The organism is Pectobacterium actinidiae, from assembly GCF_000803315.1.
GTDB lineage: Bacteria > Pseudomonadota > Gammaproteobacteria > Enterobacterales > Enterobacteriaceae > Pectobacterium > Pectobacterium actinidiae.
This window is the reverse complement of sequence record NZ_JRMH01000002.1, coordinates 771512-787701: the sequence shown is the minus strand read 5'-3', so window position 1 is coordinate 787701 and position 16190 is coordinate 771512. Positions and strand designations below refer to the sequence as shown.

The 16190-nt window shown below is 53.4% G+C and carries 12 protein-coding genes; 5 read left to right on the top strand and 7 right to left on the bottom strand.

All coding sequences use genetic code 11. From position 1 onward, the window contains the following. Positions 1-94: 94 nt before the first annotated feature. The 3 genes from argH to argC form a co-directional block, all read right to left on the bottom strand. Positions 95-1468 (bottom strand): argininosuccinate lyase, encoded by a 1374-nt coding sequence (argH, locus tag KKH3_RS21005; RefSeq protein ID WP_039364199.1) that lies wholly within the window; start codon positions 1466-1468, stop codon positions 95-97. Between the two features lie 61 nt (positions 1469-1529). Further along, positions 1530-2303, bottom strand: coding sequence for an acetylglutamate kinase (gene argB, locus KKH3_RS21000; RefSeq protein WP_039364196.1), 774 nt, complete (start codon positions 2301-2303; stop codon positions 1530-1532). Positions 2304-2340: 37 nt separating this feature from the next. After that, a complete protein-coding gene (argC, locus tag KKH3_RS20995) occupies positions 2341-3345 on the bottom strand; it encodes an N-acetyl-gamma-glutamyl-phosphate reductase (protein ID WP_039364193.1) in 1005 nt (334 codons plus the stop codon). Positions 3346-3547: 202 nt separating this feature from the next. On the opposite strand from argC, the gene argE reads away from it, so the two are divergent. Together argE and KKH3_RS20985 are read left to right on the top strand one after the other, a co-directional pair. After that, positions 3548-4699 carry an acetylornithine deacetylase gene (argE, locus tag KKH3_RS20990; RefSeq protein WP_139338675.1) on the top strand — a complete coding sequence of 384 codons (1152 nt, stop codon included), beginning with the start codon at positions 3548-3550 and terminating at the stop codon, positions 4697-4699. A gap of 54 nt (positions 4700-4753) precedes the next feature. Next, on the top strand, positions 4754-5467 hold the full coding sequence (locus tag KKH3_RS20985) for a GntR family transcriptional regulator (RefSeq protein WP_039364187.1): 714 nt from the start codon (positions 4754-4756) through the stop codon (positions 5465-5467). An 8-nt stretch (positions 5468-5475) separates the two neighbouring features. Here KKH3_RS20985 and KKH3_RS20980 read toward each other — a convergent pair whose 3' ends face one another. Then, entirely contained in the window at positions 5476-6675 is a 1200-nt protein-coding gene (locus tag KKH3_RS20980; protein WP_039364420.1) for a starvation-sensing protein RspA, read from the bottom strand. Positions 6676-7000: 325 nt separating this feature from the next. Here KKH3_RS20980 and KKH3_RS20975 point away from each other — a divergent pair, with 325 nt between their 5' ends. Continuing rightward, positions 7001-8389, top strand: coding sequence for a PTS transporter subunit EIIC (locus KKH3_RS20975; protein WP_039364184.1), 1389 nt, complete (start codon positions 7001-7003; stop codon positions 8387-8389). Between the two features lie 243 nt (positions 8390-8632). Then, positions 8633-11272, top strand: a complete 2640-nt coding sequence (ppc, locus tag KKH3_RS20970; protein WP_039364181.1) for a phosphoenolpyruvate carboxylase — start codon at positions 8633-8635, stop codon at positions 11270-11272. Positions 11273-11327: 55 nt separating this feature from the next. Here ppc and KKH3_RS20965 read toward each other — a convergent pair whose 3' ends face one another. Together KKH3_RS20965 and udp are read right to left on the bottom strand one after the other, a co-directional pair. Continuing rightward, complete coding sequence (locus tag KKH3_RS20965) at positions 11328-12110, bottom strand: tyrosine-protein phosphatase (RefSeq protein WP_039364178.1); 783 nt, start codon at positions 12108-12110, stop codon at positions 11328-11330. 149 nt (positions 12111-12259) lie between these two features. Continuing rightward, entirely contained in the window at positions 12260-13030 is a 771-nt protein-coding gene (gene udp, locus KKH3_RS20960; RefSeq protein ID WP_039364174.1) for a uridine phosphorylase, read from the bottom strand. Between the two features lie 330 nt (positions 13031-13360). Here udp and KKH3_RS20955 point away from each other — a divergent pair, with 330 nt between their 5' ends. Beyond that, positions 13361-14188: a dienelactone hydrolase family protein gene (locus KKH3_RS20955; protein WP_039364171.1), complete on the top strand. Its 828-nt coding sequence runs from the start codon at positions 13361-13363 to the stop codon at positions 14186-14188. A gap of 98 nt (positions 14189-14286) precedes the next feature. Here the strand turns inward: KKH3_RS20955 and KKH3_RS20950 are convergent, their stop codons facing one another. Further along, on the bottom strand, positions 14287-15948 hold the full coding sequence (locus KKH3_RS20950) for a methyl-accepting chemotaxis protein (RefSeq protein ID WP_039364167.1): 1662 nt from the start codon (positions 15946-15948) through the stop codon (positions 14287-14289). Between the last annotated feature and the right edge of the window lie 242 nt (positions 15949-16190).

Below are 16190 nucleotides of genomic sequence, written 5' to 3'. Positions count from 1 at the left end.
GCGCACAGAAACCGGAGCGTACACGTAGTACGTGAGGATTTCGAGCACTGCCCAGGTTCAAACTGGCAAATAAAATAGCCTAATGGATAGATTCTTAGGCTAAGCGCTGCTTCGCATCACTGATCGCTTTAGCGACCTGCTGTGGTGAAACGCCACCTTGTGCAGCACGTTTATCCAGACAGGATTGCAGCGCCAGAATCGGGTACACGTCCTCGCCAATCACCGCGCTGAATTTTTGCAGATCGGCCAGCGGCAACGCTTCCAACGCTTTGCCCTGACGAATGGCTTCCACCACCGCTTCACCCACGATATGGTGCGCTTCACGGAACGGAACGCCTTTCGCGACCAGATAGTCTGCCAGCTCGGTGGAGTTCGCGTAGCCTTGCTCGGCCGCTTCTTTACAGCGCGGACGCTTAACCTGAATGCCTTCCAGCACCAGACCCGCCATCATCAGGCAATCGTGCCAGGTATCCAGCGCGTCAAACAGCCCTTCTTTGTCTTCCTGCATGTCTTTGTTATACGCCAGCGGCAGGCCTTTAAGCGTCATCATCATGCCGGTCAACGCGCCCTGTACACGACCGCATTTACCGCGAATCAGCTCCAGCGCATCTGGGTTTTTCTTCTGCGGCATCAGGGAAGAACCGGATGTCACACGATCAGACAGCTCAACGAACGCCGCCTCACCGCTGTTGAAGAAGATCAGATCTTCGGCAAAACGCGACAGGTGGATCATGCCGATCGACGCATCGGACAGCAGTTCCAGTACATGATCGCGATCGGAAACCGTATCCAGACTGTTACGCGTGGCCGAGGCAAATCCCAGCCAGCCCGCCAGTTGCTCACGGTCAATCGGATAAGCCGTTCCCGCCAGCGCACCGCAACCCAGTGGGCTGACATCCAGACGCTTCAGCGTATCTTCCAGACGGCTTTCATCACGCGCCAGCATCTCGTGGTAGGCCAGACACCAGTGAGCAAACGTCACCGGCTGTGCGCGCTGCAGGTGGGTGTAGCCCGGCATCACCGCATCTTGATTCGCTTCCGCCGTCGTGACCAACGTCTGACGCAGCTGGCGCACCGACAGCAGCAACTCGGCAATCTGCGCCTTGCACCACAGTTTCAGATCGGTCGCGACCTGATCGTTACGGCTACGGCCGGTATGCAGCTTTTTACCTAAATCGCCGACTTTCTCGATCAGACGTTGCTCAACCCAGCTGTGAATATCTTCTGCATCGCTTTGCAGGATCATCTCAGGATCGGCCTGTACCTCAACCAGCAGCGCATTCAGCGCCTGTTCCAGTTGCTGCTGTTCCTGTTCGCTGAGCACATTGACCGTCACCAATGCTTTCGACCAGCCGATCGAGCCAACGATGTCCTGCTCCGCCAGACGGTAATCAAACCGCAGTGAGTCATTAAATTGTTTAAAACGCTGATCTGCTGCCTGACTAAACCGACCGCCCCACAAAGCCATAACCCTTACTCCCAGAATTTAATTCATGTTGGTATCGCATCATGCCATACCCAGAAACGACTTACGCCAGAATACGTGTGCCAATCGCCACGCCATTGAACAGCGCAGGTAGCTGCTCAGCATGACGCCAGCTGGCGATATCAACCGGACGACCCAGCGCACGAGCAGCATCCAGCGCGGCGTTAACCTTAACAATCATGCCGTCGGTGATGATGCCCTGAGCGATCAATTGCTCGGCTTTCTCTGCCGTCATTTCGGCAATACGCTGGCCTTTACCGTCCAGAATGCCGCTAACGTCAGACAGCAGGATTAAATCCGCGCCCAGCGTTTGCGCCAGCGCCGTCGCTGCCTGATCGGCGTTGACGTTCATCAGGTCACCCTCGGCCGTAATACCGATGGAGCTAACAACAGGCAGATAGCCCGCAGACAGCAACGTGTTCAGCAGCGCAGGCGATCCCGCTTCTGCTTTACCCACAAAGCCCAAAGACTCATCTAACTGCGTGACCGTCGTACTGCCGCCATCGCCCAGACACAAGCCGACCGCATTGATGTCATGCTTCTTCGCCCATGACAGCAGCGTCTTGTTAGCGGATCCCGCCAACGCACCGGTGATGATGTCAATCTGATCGGCAGGCGTGACGCGCAGGCCGTTTTTCTTCACGACGGGCAGCGCCAGTTTCTTCATCAGATCATCCACCAGACAGCCGCCACCGTGCACAATCACTAGCGGACGCTGATGTTCCTGGCGGTAAGCCACCAGCGCGGTGAACAGACGTTCCAGCGCTTCTTCGCTATCCAGTAAAACGCCACCTAATTTGATAATTAACGGATTCATTATGCTTCACGCCTCGAAATGTCGGAACCAGTAGTCATTAAATTAACGATTGGGTTTCAGGGAAACCAAAACGAATGTTCATGCATTGTACAGCCTGTGCTGCCGCGCCTTTCAGCAGGTTATCCTCGGTGGCCACCACGATCAGGTGCTCGCCGTCGACGGAGAAACCGATATCGCAGAACGGCAGGCCGACAACGGATTTCAGCGCCGGAACGCCCTTATCGTACAGGCGAACCAGCGGCTTATCGTGGTATGCCGTGTGATAGGCCTCAGCGACATCCTGCTGGGTGACGCCCGGTTGCAGGCGACAGGTGATGGTTTCCAGAATACCGCGAGCAAAGTTGCCCAAATGTGGCGTAAAGATCACTGGCGTACCGAGGTGCGTTGAAATTTCAGGTTCATGGCGGTGGTTGAAAATGCCATAGGGTTGCAGGCTGACTTCACAGAAGCTGCTGGTCAGCGACGCTTTACGCCCCGCCCCGCTCACGCCGCTCACGGCATTAATCACTGGCCACTGTGCCGGATTCAGCAGTTGTGCATCCAGCAGCGGCTTCAGCGCCAACTGCGCAGCCGTTGGATAGCAGCCCGGCACGGCAATCAGCTGTGCCTGTTTTACGCTTTCTGCGCGCCATTCGGCCAGCCCGTAAACCGCTTTTGCCAGCCAGTCAGGGTGCTGGTGCTCAAAACCATAATAGCGACGATAAAATTCAGCGTCCTGTACGCGGAACGCGCCGGACAAATCAAAAACAGTACAGCCTGCCGCCAGAAAAACAGGAGCCAGATCGTGGCTGACTTTGTGGTCGGTCGCCAGAAAAACGACATCTACACCTTTCGCCGCTTCTTCCGCATCGGTCAGCGGTTTTACCGGGATATCGATGATGCCTTTGAGCTGCGGATGTAAATCAGAAATCAATTTTCCTGCATCGACACTTTGCGCAGAAACCATCAAAGCGGTTATGTTCATCTGTGGGTGACGGTTCAGGTAGAGCGCAAGCTCAGCGCCGGTATAACCACTTGCACCAACAATCAGCGTATTCAGCATGGGATCCGTATACCTTCTTACTTATCTATGGAACAGGTAACAGGGCTCACCAGCGTCGGTACGCTGTTCACCCGCGAAACTCAGTGAAAGTGACGAATCGCCATCGCCGTACCTTTGGGTTTCCTTTCGCCGAGCATTATTGTATTTTTATTCAAAATAAATGCATGAATATTGATACTATCCTAACCAGAGGCTGTCAACAGTGAAGATGAATTTACCCCCTTTTATTGAGCTATATCGGGCATTGATCGCCACACCGTCCATCAGTGCCACCGACAGCGCGCTCGATCAAAGTAATCATACCTTAATCAACCTGCTGGCAGGCTGGTTCGGCGATCTTGGCTTCCATGTGGAAGTCCAACCGGTTCCCGGCACCCTCAATAAATTTAATATGCTGGCGCGGATTGGTGAAGGAAAAGGTGGCTTATTGTTGGCAGGCCACACCGACACCGTCCCGTTCGATGACGGCCGCTGGACGCGCGACCCGTTCACGCTGACCGAACACGACAACAAGCTGTACGGCTTGGGTACGGCGGATATGAAAGGCTTCTTTGCCTTTATTCTGGATGCGTTACGCGACATCGATCCGACCAAGCTGACGAAACCGCTCTATGTGCTGGCAACGGCGGATGAAGAGACGACGATGGCGGGCGCCAAGTATTTCTCCGAATCGACGCAGATTCACCCGGATTGCGCCATTATTGGTGAACCGACTTCACTGCAACCGGTGCGTGCCCACAAGGGTCATATGTCCAACGCGATCCGCATTCAGGGGCAGTCTGGCCACTCCAGCGATCCGTCGCGCGGCGTGAACGCGATCGAGCTGATGCACGAAGCCATTTCTCACCTGCTGGTACTGCGTAACACACTACAGGAACGCTACCACAACCCGATTTTCCACATTCCTCACCCGACCATGAACCTCGGCCACATTCACGGCGGCGATGCCGCTAACCGTATTTGCGGCTGCTGTGAACTGCATATGGATATCCGTCCGCTGCCGGGCATTACGCTTAACGATCTGGACGGGCTACTGTCTGAAGCGCTCGAGCCTGTTAGTCAACGCTGGCCCGGTCGGTTAACCATCAGCGAGCTGCACCCGCCGATTCCTGGCTATGAGTGCCCATCCGATCACCGTCTGGTGTCAGTCGTGGAGAATCTGCTGGGAACGAAAACGGAAATCGTGAATTATTGTACCGAAGCACCGTTTATTCAGACGCTGTGCCCGACGCTGGTTCTGGGGCCGGGATCGATAGAACAGGCGCACCAGCCGGATGAATATATCGATACCAAATTTATCAAACCGACGCGGGAACTGATTTCTCAGGTTATTCACCATTTCTGCCACCACTGATCCGACGAAAGCGGCCTTGTCAGCCATGCTGGCAGGGTCATTTTGAGACAGATAATGAAAAAGAAAGATTTCATCGCACAGGATTTACTGAGCAAAATCTATCAGCACACCGATCCGCTGCCGGAAAAGCTGCCGCCAGAACGCCAGTTGGCGGAAGAATACGGGGTGTCGCGCTTCACTATTCGTCAGGCATTGGAAAAACTCGCCAGCATCGGCGCAATCCATATGGTGCAAGGCTCCGGTAACTTCATCAATCAGGGCGTACGCAGCAACCCGCTGGTGTATAACTCAATTACCGAAAAGAAATTTAATCAGATCTCATTCCGCTTGCTTAGCCTGCGTAAACGCCTGCCAAATCGGGAAGAGCAGCAGGTTTTTGCTATCAGCGAAAATACGTTCATATGGGAATTTAGCCGGTTGCGTTATGTCGATAATCGTAAGGTGCAGATTGAGATATCGAAGATGCCCGCCGCAGACTTTCCAGACATGAGTCAGAAGATTATTGAAAGCTCTATTCAGCAGTATGTGCTCAGCAAGGGCTATGCGATTTCACACTACCTGACACATTATCAGGCGGTTAACGTCACCAAAGCACAGGCTGAGCTGCTGGGCTGCAAGAAAGGCACAGCGGCGATGCATATTCTTAATCGCGGCATTTTACAGGGCGGTCGCGTGTACGAATCGAGCGATATCATCGATATCAACTACGCCTGCACCTACGTCATCCCCTTTAACCGCGATAACCTGAATTTCCGCCAGTCGCCGTAATACTTCACTCACGGCGTATGCATCGTGCCATCGGGCAGGCGACTCTGCGTCCACTCGTGTGGGCGATAGACAACGGGGAACTGCCGCGCCGCGTCCAGATCGATACCCACGCCAATACCAGAGCGTTCAATCGGATACAGATAGCCATTCTCCGGTTCCACCGCCTGCGGGAAGACCTTGCGGGTATTTTCCGGGTAAGCGACAAATTCCTGAATCGCAGCGTTATGCAGGTGGATATTCAGGTGAATGTTGACCGCCGCGCCAATAGGCGTCATATCCGGCGGACAGTGCCATGCGAGACGAACGCCAAAGTTCTGACAGAACGCGCCCAGCTTCAGCGCTGGCGTAATCCCGCCAATCTGTGAGACATGACAGCGGATGAAATCAACCTGACGGTTAATCACCAAGCTCTGCCACTCGGCAGGGTTATTAAACAACTCCCCAGTCGCCAGCGGCACCGCACTCTGGCTGCGGATCTGCGCCAGCCATTCATTTTGCGCGGGCGGCAAAATATCTTCGATAAAATAAGGACGATACACTTCTACCGCTTTGGCGAACTGTACGGCCTGATTCGGGAACAAGCGCTCATGAACATCATGCAGGATGTGGAAACGATCGCCGTATTTCTCGCGCAGCGCACGGAACATGGCGAGCGTGTTGGCCATGTACTGATCCTGATCGTAATAGGCTCCCTCCGTTGGCTGCCGCGTGCTGTGCAGCGCATCGGGATTACCGCCATAGAACCCTAACTGGCAGCGGATATGACGATAGCCCTGCGCATACAGCCGATCCACTTCCTGATAAAGCCCATCCAGCGTATCGCTGGCAGCATGGCTGTAAGCGGCAATGGCATCACGGGATTTCCCACCAAACAGGTGATAAAGCGGCATATCCGCCAGCTTGCCCTTGATATCCCACAGCGCCATATCAACGCCCGCCACCGCATTATTGATAACCGGCCCATTACGCCAATAAGCGTTGACCATCATCATGTGCCACAGATCTTCAATGTGGTTGGCATCTCGTCCTAGCAAAAGTGGTTTGAGGTACTCGTCCACCATCGCTTTGACAGCCAGCGGGCGCTGCTGGAAAGTCGCACATCCATAACCCGTCACGCCTTTATCCGTGTGAACCACCACCGTCACTAAATTATGGCGGTCGGGACGGGTAACAAGACATTCAATATCAGTAATGATTGTCGGCAACAAAAAAATATCCTCCAGCGCATTTACCGGAATAGCCCTACCCGGCAAAAACACAATCTAAAATCAGTTTCTTTTTTTGTTTTCTACTTATTTTTTCTTTTATTGTAAACCTATTATTTAAAAGATTTATTTTGGTTTGAAAAACGCGTTAAATTGATAAAAAAACCAGACCAATTTAAAGAAATAAACAAAAAAGATGCCTTAAAAAAGTAAGCATGTGATGAAAATCATGTTTTATTGGTTTGTTTTTTATTTTTTTAAATTTTACTATCTGAGGAAATAATTCAGCCAAAAATAACATAAGGCTATGCAGCGGGGAGTTTATTCCATGGGAAAAAGTGACGTTATTCAGTCAATCATTAAACTGGTTGGCGGAAACGAAAATATTAATAAAGCCTGGCACTGCATGACACGGCTTCGGTTTGATTTAATTGATGAAAGTAAAGTGCAAACTGAGGCCATCAAAAGTCTGCCAGGCATATTAGGTGCACAGCACCAGAGTGAGCAATTTCAGATTATTATCGGGCCGCAGGTCAATGAGTATTACGAACTGCTGACCGCCCAGCTTTCTCCGACAGCGCTTTCTTCCACAACACCATCACAGCCAGACGTGCAGAAGCAGAAAAAAGGGCTGATTTCGCTATTCATGGATACCGTTTCCGGCGTATTTGGCCCGATCGTGCCTGCCATCGCAGGAGCTGGGATGATCAAAGGCCTGCTGGCCGGATTGATCGCCATGAAAGTGATCTCCGCGAAAACGGATACCGTGATCGTCCTCGATCTGATCGCCAGCGGCGTATTCTATTTCCTCCCGTTCTTCCTCGCCGTCTCGGCCGCCAAGATATTTAAAACAAACGAATATCTGGCAGCGGCCGTTGCAGCCTGCCTGATGTATCCGTCGTTAATGGAAGCCGCAAAAGCCTTAGCCAGCAAAAGCCCTGATGCGGTCAGCGCCTTTTACTTTATGGGCGTGCTGCCCATTTCGGTGTTCAACTACGCCGCCAGCGTCATCCCGGTCATTTTCTCCGTGCTGGCACTGAGCTATATCCATCGCTGGGTCGATCGCATTATGCCTTCGGTGCTGAAAACCGTATTTACCCCGACGCTGACGCTGTTTATCGCCGCGCTGGTGTCACTCACGGTTATCGGGCCATTTGGGATTTACCTTGGCAAGCTGCTGGCGCTGTTTATCCAGAGTCTGTTCGATCTGTCCGCGGTCTTCGCGGGTTTTGTGGTGGGTGCCATCCGGCCTGTCGCCATCCTGACCGGCATGCATCACGCCATGACGCCCATTGCGCTACAAAACTTCTCCGACCAAGGTTTTGATATGCTGATGCCGATGATGTGTATGGCTAATATGGCGATTGCGGGTGCCACGTTTGCCATCTATTTCCATGCCAAAAACCGTCAGGATAAGTCCGTCGTGCTGTCTGCCGGAGTGTCCGCGTTGCTGGGTATTACGGAACCCGCGCTATTCGGCGTGCTGACGAAGTATAAAAAAGCGTTTATCGCCGCCACGGTTGCCAGTTCCATTGCCTCGGCGTTTATCGCGTACTTCGGCGTCCGGCTGTATGGCTATATCTTGTCCAGTATTTTCAGCCTGCCAGCCTATATCGGCCCATACTTTAGCTATGCCGTCTCTGGCATGGCTATCGCCATCGTACTTTCTTTTACGCTGACTTATATTCTGGTCGTCAGAGCCTCCAGACAGTCGTAACCGCACTCGCGGGGCCGTTGCGCCCCGCCATCCTTACCCGCTAATTAGTTACCCTAATATCTAAGCCTCTGTAATTAAATTTCACAAATTGCCAAGCCCGCCTTAATGCAAGTACAAAGAATAAGGAGAAGAAAGAATCGTCAATTGACGAACTCGCCTTATCGTGGCTAGATGGAGGCAGTGCGTTAAAATATGTCAAGTGAAATAAACTTACAAAAATGGTAGGGATGGGTCAGGGTAACTATGAACGAACAATATTCTGCAATGCGTAGTAACGTCAGTATGCTCGGCAAGCTGCTCGGCGATACCATCAAAGAAGCACTGGGTGAAAACATCCTTGATAAAGTCGAAACAATCCGCAAGTTGTCAAAGTCTTCCCGCGCAGGTAATGAAAAACATCGCCAGGAGTTGCTGACCACGCTGCAAAACCTGTCTAACGATGAACTGTTGCCCGTTGCCCGCGCATTCAGCCAGTTCCTTAACCTGACCAACACCGCTGAGCAATATCATACGATTTCACCGCACGGTGAAGCAGCGAGTAACCCAGCACAGCTTTCCAATGCCTTTGAGCGCCTGAAGGAAAGCAAAGATCTGACCGACCGCGATATCCGCGATGCCGTGGAATCGCTGTCGATTGAGCTAGTGCTAACCGCGCACCCGACCGAAATTACCCGCCGGACGCTGATCCACAAGCTGGTAGAAGTGAATACCTGCCTCAAGCAGCTCGACCACAACGATCTGGCTGATTATGAACGCAACCAGATCATGCGACGCCTGCGCCAGTTGATCGCGCAGTCCTGGCATACCGATGAAATCCGCAAAATTCGTCCAACCCCGGTAGATGAAGCCAAATGGGGTTTCGCCGTGGTGGAAAACAGCCTGTGGGAAGGCGTGCCTGCATTTTTACGCGAGCTGGATGAGCAGTTGGAACAGGCTTTCGGCTACCGTTTGCCAGTGGATGCGGTTCCGGTGCGCTTTACCTCATGGATGGGTGGTGACCGTGACGGTAACCCGAACGTCACGGCGGAAGTCACTCGCCATGTGCTGTTACTCAGCCGCTGGAAAGCCGCCGATCTGTTCCTGCGTGATATTCAGGTGCTGGTTTCCGAGCTGTCGATGTCCGAATGTACGCCGGAACTGTTGGAGCGTGCCGGTGGCAGCGAGGTACAGGAACCGTACCGCGCCATCATGAAGTCATTGCGTTCACAGCTGAGCAGTACGCTGAGCTATCTGGAAGCACGCCTGACAGGTGAAGAGCGTCTGCCCCCTAAAGATCTGCTGTTGACCAACGAGCAACTCTGGGAACCGCTTTACGCCTGCTACCAGTCTCTGAAAGCCTGCGGCATGGGCATTATCGCTGATGGCAGCCTGTTGGACACGTTGCGCCGCGTACGCTGCTTCGGTGTACCTTTGGTACGCATTGACGTGCGTCAGGAGAGTACCCGTCATACCGAGGCGCTGGCCGAAATTACTCGCTATCTGGGTCTGGGCGACTACGAAAGCTGGTCTGAGTCCGATAAACAGGCCTTCCTGATTCGTGAACTTAGCTCCAAGCGCCCGCTCCTGCCGCGCTACTGGGAACCAAGTGCGGATACCAAAGAAGTGCTGGATACCTGTCGGGTCATCGCCAAAGCGCCAATCGGTTCTGTCGCCGCCTATGTCATTTCAATGGCGCGCACGCCTTCCGACGTGCTGGCCGTTCACCTGCTGCTCAAGGAAGCTGGCTGCCCGTTCGCCCTGCCGGTCGCGCCGCTGTTTGAAACGCTGGACGACCTGAACAACGCTGATGATGTCATGACGCAATTACTGAGCATCGACTGGTATCGCGGCTTTATTCAGGGCAAGCAAATGGTCATGATCGGCTATTCCGACTCTGCGAAAGATGCGGGCGTGATGGCTGCCTCTTGGGCGCAGTACCGTGCACAGGACGCGTTGATCAAAACCTGTGAGAAAGCGGGTATAGCGCTGACGCTGTTCCACGGACGCGGCGGTTCCATCGGTCGCGGTGGTGCACCGGCTCATGCCGCGCTGTTGTCACAACCGCCGGGTAGCCTGAAAGGTGGCCTGCGCGTAACGGAACAGGGCGAGATGATCCGCTTTAAATACGGCCTGCCGGAAGTCACCATTAGCAGCCTCGCGCTGTATACCGGCGCGATTCTGGAAGCAAACCTGCTCCCGCCGCCGGAACCAAAACAGGAATGGCACGAGGTAATGGATGAGCTGTCTCGCGTGTCCTGCGATATGTACCGTGGATACGTGCGTGAGAACCCAGATTTCGTCCCGTATTTCCGTGCTGCGACACCTGAACTGGAGCTGGGTAAACTGCCGCTGGGCTCACGTCCGGCCAAACGTCGCCCGAACGGCGGCGTGGAAAGCCTGCGCGCTATCCCGTGGATTTTCGCCTGGACGCAGAACCGTTTGATGCTGCCTGCGTGGCTCGGTGCGGGCGCTGGTTTGCAGAAAGTGGTGGATGATGGCAAGCAGGGACAGTTGGAAGCGATGTGTCGCGACTGGCCGTTCTTCTCGACGCGTATCGGCATGCTAGAGATGGTATTCGCCAAAGCTGACCTGTGGCTGGCGGAGTATTACGATCAGCGTCTGGTAGAAGAAAAGCTGTGGCCGTTAGGGAAACAGCTGCGCGATCAGTTGGCCGCCGACATCAAGGTCGTGCTGACCATCTCCAACGACGATCACCTGATGGCTGACCTGCCGTGGATCGCCGAGTCTATCGCACTGCGTAACGTCTACACCGATCCCCTGAACGTGTTGCAGGCTGAGCTACTTCACCGCTCACGTCAGCAGGAACAGCCGGATGCCGATCTCGAGCTGGCGCTGATGGTGACGATCGCCGGTGTCGCGGCGGGTATGCGTAATACGGGTTAATTTCGAGAGCAGTAAAAATAAAGGCCGGTCAACTGACCGGCCTAAAACAATAACCTTACGCCAGATATTTATCCTGCAAATAATTCCGCGCACGATTATCCAGACCGTATTCCACTTCAAGCCAGCTATCGATCGAACCATGTCGTTCGTAGATGGCCTGCAACGCCGTCACGATGAACTCTTCCTGCACCGACAACACATAAGAGAACTGTCCCAGCGCTTTCTCATTCAACGTTGCCGACAGATGCGTCAGTAGCTGCTGGCGGAAGGGCGTCAGCGTCGTTTCGGTGAGCAGGTAATCTTCCATCACCGTCTGTTCATCCGCACCCAGCGCAAACATCACCAGCGCCGAACCGATACCCGTGCGATCTTTGCCCACGGCGCAGTGCTGTACCAGCCCGCCCTCGTCTGGCCGTAATAACAGCGACACCAACTGTGTATAGGCCGAGTTATTGAAAGGCAAACGGCGATAAAGCTCCAGCATGAATGCCCGAGAATCAAACGCCGCCAGCACATCAGATCCCAGTGAATCCAGATTAGCCGTCACTTCGTGGCGTAATGGATTGGCCGGATAAGCGTGATAGTTAGCGCCAGTCCACAATACATCGGGCTTCTGCGCAATTTCATCAGCATCCCGGTAATCCACCACATGGGAAATAGGTACGCCAGCAAGATGTTCACAGTCAGCCTGACTCAGCAGATCCAGCGAGCCGGAGCGAAAAAGTTTACCGTGTCGAATAAGCCGCCCATCAGCAGCGCGGTTGCCGCCTAAATCGCGGAAGTTGATTCCGCCGTCCAGCGGTAATAAAGAGGGATGGAGCAACGTTGGTTCGGTCATACATCTCCTTGCGAGGTTGAAAGGCGAGCAAGGCAACCGTATTACACGTGCTAAGCACGGTGCAGGTTAACCCGATGAACCTGAAGAGGCTATCAGGATACGGGCTGGCATCGATGATAGCCAGCCCAAAATACCATCAATTTTTTCGCTTATTCAGCCGCTAACAACCGGCGAGTCGCATCCAGCAATACCTTGATGACGGTAGTTTCGGCCAGTTTCATGGTCGCCGCATCTGGGATTTCCTGCTGGGTACGGTTCACGATTACACCCGCGATCATGCCTGCTTTCAGCCCCTGGCTGGCGCACATGGTCAGCAGCGTGGCGGATTCCATTTCATAGTTCAGCACCCCCATGCTCTGCCATTCTTCCATCGAGCCGCGGAAGCGACGTACAACGCGTCCAGAGAAGGTGTCATAGCGTTCCTGACCGGGGTAAAACGTATCGGAAGACGCTGTGATGCCGACGTGCAACGCCGCACCCGAGGCTTTTGCCGCATCCACCAGCGCGGTGGTACAGCCGAAATCCGCAACGGCTGGGAATTCCATTGGCGCGAAGTGGAGGCTCGCCCCGTCAAGACGGACGGCCGCAGTGGTCACTAACACATCACCGACGTTGATGCCGGGCTGAATCGCCCCCGTCGTGCCGACACGCAGGAAAGTGCGGATACCGAGCTGTGTCAATTCTTCTACCGCGATTGACGTTGACGGACCGCCAATGCCGGTCGAGCAAACAATCACTGCCTTGCCGTCCAACTCTGCACGCCAAGACGTAAATTCACGGTGTGATGCAAGATGTACCGGGTTATCCATCAGGCGAGCAATTTTTTCAACACGCTCAGGATCGCCGGGGACGATAGCCAGCGTCGCGCCCTGTAAATCGTTCTTGACCAGACCAAGATGGAACACATCAGATGTAGACATAACTGCCTCCCGAGCAATCAATTGGGTATTCAGAGAAATCGCGCCGGACGCCTTATCCAGGCAGCCTTTCGCAGCCAGTCAGCGTCCGTTCAATACAAAGACTCTAGCGCATCATTACGTTTTTTAAGTGATGCGAGTCACCTATGAAAAAGAAACAAATATCAACATACATAAAAAATGTGATACAAATCACTATTTATCAGATAAGGACGTCATTTTTGCCGATTAATTGTCTTCTAGTGTAGATTCTTTAATCATTGATAGTATTTATCATGGATATTCTGAAATCCCTTTTTCCATGAAAATCGGCCGATCACAGGAGAGCGCGTAATGAAGACTGATGAACAGACGACCTTCACACATCTTCCCCAAGGGCTATCCCCAGCGGTGGAACCGCAGACCTCCTCCATCATTACAACAGATACTATCGGTATCGTTGCCAGTGAAACCACTATTCCTTCTCAGGGTGAGCCGCTACCCGCGTATATCGCCAGACCGGCAAACCACGATGGGCCGCTCCCTATCGTTCTGGTGGTTCAGGAGATTTTCGGCGTTCATCAACACATTCAGGATGTTTGCCGCAGGCTGGCCAAGCAAGGCTACATGGCTATTGCACCCGAGCTGTATTTTCGTCAGGGCGACCCCAGCCACTATAACGACATTCAGCAAATCCTGACCGAGTTGGTGTACAAGGTGCCTGATACGCAGGTGCTATCCGATCTCGATCGCGCCGCCAACTGGGCAATTAAACAAGGCGGCGATGCCAGTAAGCTGGCGATAACGGGTTTCTGTTGGGGCGGACGCATCACCTGGCTCTACGCCGCGCACAACCCACAGCTCAAAGCGGCCGTTGCCTGGTATGGCAAGTTTACCGGTGAGAAAACGCTGAATAGTCCCAAGCACCCGGTCGATATCGCTACGGAATTGGAAGCTCCGGTGCTGGGGTTGTACGGCGCGAAAGATGAAGGCATTCCGTTGGAACAGGTTGATACCATGCGGCAGGCGCTGCGTGCAGCCAACGCGGCGGCAGATATTATCGTCTACCCCGATGCCGGACATGCTTTCCATGCCGATTACCGTCCCAGCTACCATGAAGAATCCGCACGTGACGGCTGGCAGCGTATGCTGTCATGGTTCCAGAAAAACGGCGCAGCGTAACGCCATCACGCCATTTTCGTTACTATCCACAGCCTAAAACGCCACCGAACAACGGTGGCGTTGGTATTTATCTTTACGGTTTACAGAGAAAGACAGCCTTAAAACGTCGTCCAGTCGCCGTTATTGCCCTTGTCTTTCGCTGCCGCTGGCGCTAAAGACAGCGTTGGCGTGCGCGTTGGTGCCGGTGCATAAGAAGCGGTTTTGCCGCTGCCATATGACTGCAATTTAAACGCGCTTACCGCTTCCGCCAGAACAGAGGCCTGTGCTTGCAGAGACAGAGCCGCAGAGGCCGATTCTTCAACCAGAGACGCATTCTGCTGGGTCGTCGTATCAATTTGTCCAACCGCCAGATTCATCTGGTTAATCCCATCGCTCTGCTCACGGCTAGCCTGCGAGATTTCGCTGATGATTTCATTCACATCCCGCACATAGCCCGTTAATCCGCTCATCGTTTCTTCGGCGGTATCCACCAGCAACATACCTTCCTGAATTTTGCTCACGGAGTCGTCGATCAAATCTTTGATCTCCCGCGCGGCGGTCGCACTGCGTTGTGCCAGAGAACGCACTTCCCCCGCCACCACCGCAAAGCCTCTCCCCTGTTCACCCGCACGCGCGGCTTCAACCGCGGCGTTCAACGCCAGAATGTTGGTCTGGAACGCAATACCGTCAATCACGCCGATGATCTCCGCCATACGCTGGGATGAATCACGAATGCCGCGCATTTTCTGCGTTACGGAAACCATCACATCGCCGCTATGCTTCGCCGCACCAGAGGCTTTGTTCGCGATGTCTGTTGCCTGCTGGGTATTTTCCGCCGTGTTTTTAATGGTAGACGTCAGTTGTTCCATCGAGGCCGCCGTTTCTTCCAGTGAGCTGGCCTGCTCTTCGGTGCGCGATGACAAATCCTGATTACCTGCGGCGATTTGCGAGGCTGCCGTGGAGATGGTTTCCGCCCCGTCACGCACCTGCCCGACAATCGTGCTCAGGCTGGTGTTCATGTGATCCAGCGATTGCAGCAGCAATCCGGTTTCATCTTTGCTGGTAACAGTGATACGTGAGGTCAGGTCGCCCTGTGCCACTCTGTCTGCCACTTGCAAAGCCTGCTGTATCGGTCGGGTTACGCTGCGCGTAATTGACCAGGCAATTAGTGCTCCAAATACAGCGCCCAGCGCTAAAATGAGCAATAAAATCATGCGGGTATTGCTGTACACCTCAGCCATGGCTTCAACGGAGGTATCCATCGCATCATCTTGATAATTTACCAACTGCTTTACCGCATCACGGTACTGGCGTTGGATAACATTCAGATTATTGTTGAACTCCTCAATCGCCGCTTCGCGATTGCCCGCTACCACTTCACTAATAATTTTATCGCCAGATTTCAGAAACTCGGTACGAATTCCGCGAATAGTGCGTAACTGGGAGATCGAACGCTCTTCAACCGTTTGGCTTTCCAGTTTGTCCAGCAGGCGACCAATTTCCTGACGGAACTCACCCACACGGCTCACGTTTGTCTGAATTTGTTCCTGACCCGACACCAGCATCAGCCGCTGATATGCCACCAGAATACTCGTGACATTATCGATCAGATTGTTGGCGTCCACCGTTTGTGGATAAACCTCTTTGACGATGTCTCTGGCACCATCCTGAAAACTGGATAGCTTAGACAGGGAAAAAATACTCACGGCAAACAGCATCAAGATCAGGATGGCAAACCCGGCACCCAGCCGATAGCCAATACGCCAATTCGCTAAATTCATGTCTCACTCCTTTTAGGTAATGCATAGCAATGTCAATTGCGCACATGTCGCAGCTTGATGGACAACAGGGCGGAGAATGGCTGGCTATCCGAAGGAAATAGCGGTTTCCCCTCTGACTGCACCACAGATACCTTAAGGCAAGCCTTTCCACGCACACTCTCAGCGTGAGAGGCGCGACAAAAACCAAGTAATTTCTTCAGGTGTTCAGGTACAAAAGTGGAAATAAATCTAACAATGCTATA

What these genes read in the sequence shown, in the direction of transcription:
- argH (WP_039364199.1), bottom strand. Translation starts at nt 1,468, where the DNA reads ATGGCTTTGTGGGGCGGTCGGTTTAGTCAGGCAGCAGATCAGCGTTTT.
- argB (WP_039364196.1), bottom strand. Translation starts at nt 2,303, where the DNA reads ATGAATCCGTTAATTATCAAATTAGGTGGCGTTTTACTGGATAGCGAA.
- argC (WP_039364193.1), bottom strand. Translation starts at nt 3,345, where the DNA reads ATGCTGAATACGCTGATTGTTGGTGCAAGTGGTTATACCGGCGCTGAG.
- KKH3_RS20985 (WP_039364187.1), top strand. Translation starts at nt 4,754, where the DNA reads ATGAAAAAGAAAGATTTCATCGCACAGGATTTACTGAGCAAAATCTAT.
- KKH3_RS20975 (WP_039364184.1), top strand. Translation starts at nt 7,001, where the DNA reads ATGGGAAAAAGTGACGTTATTCAGTCAATCATTAAACTGGTTGGCGGA.
- ppc (WP_039364181.1), top strand. Translation starts at nt 8,633, where the DNA reads ATGAACGAACAATATTCTGCAATGCGTAGTAACGTCAGTATGCTCGGC.
- KKH3_RS20965 (WP_039364178.1), bottom strand. Translation starts at nt 12,110, where the DNA reads ATGACCGAACCAACGTTGCTCCATCCCTCTTTATTACCGCTGGACGGC.
- udp (WP_039364174.1), bottom strand. Translation starts at nt 13,030, where the DNA reads ATGTCTACATCTGATGTGTTCCATCTTGGTCTGGTCAAGAACGATTTA.
- KKH3_RS20955 (WP_039364171.1), top strand. Translation starts at nt 13,361, where the DNA reads ATGAAGACTGATGAACAGACGACCTTCACACATCTTCCCCAAGGGCTA.
- KKH3_RS20950 (WP_039364167.1), bottom strand. Translation starts at nt 15,948, where the DNA reads ATGAATTTAGCGAATTGGCGTATTGGCTATCGGCTGGGTGCCGGGTTT.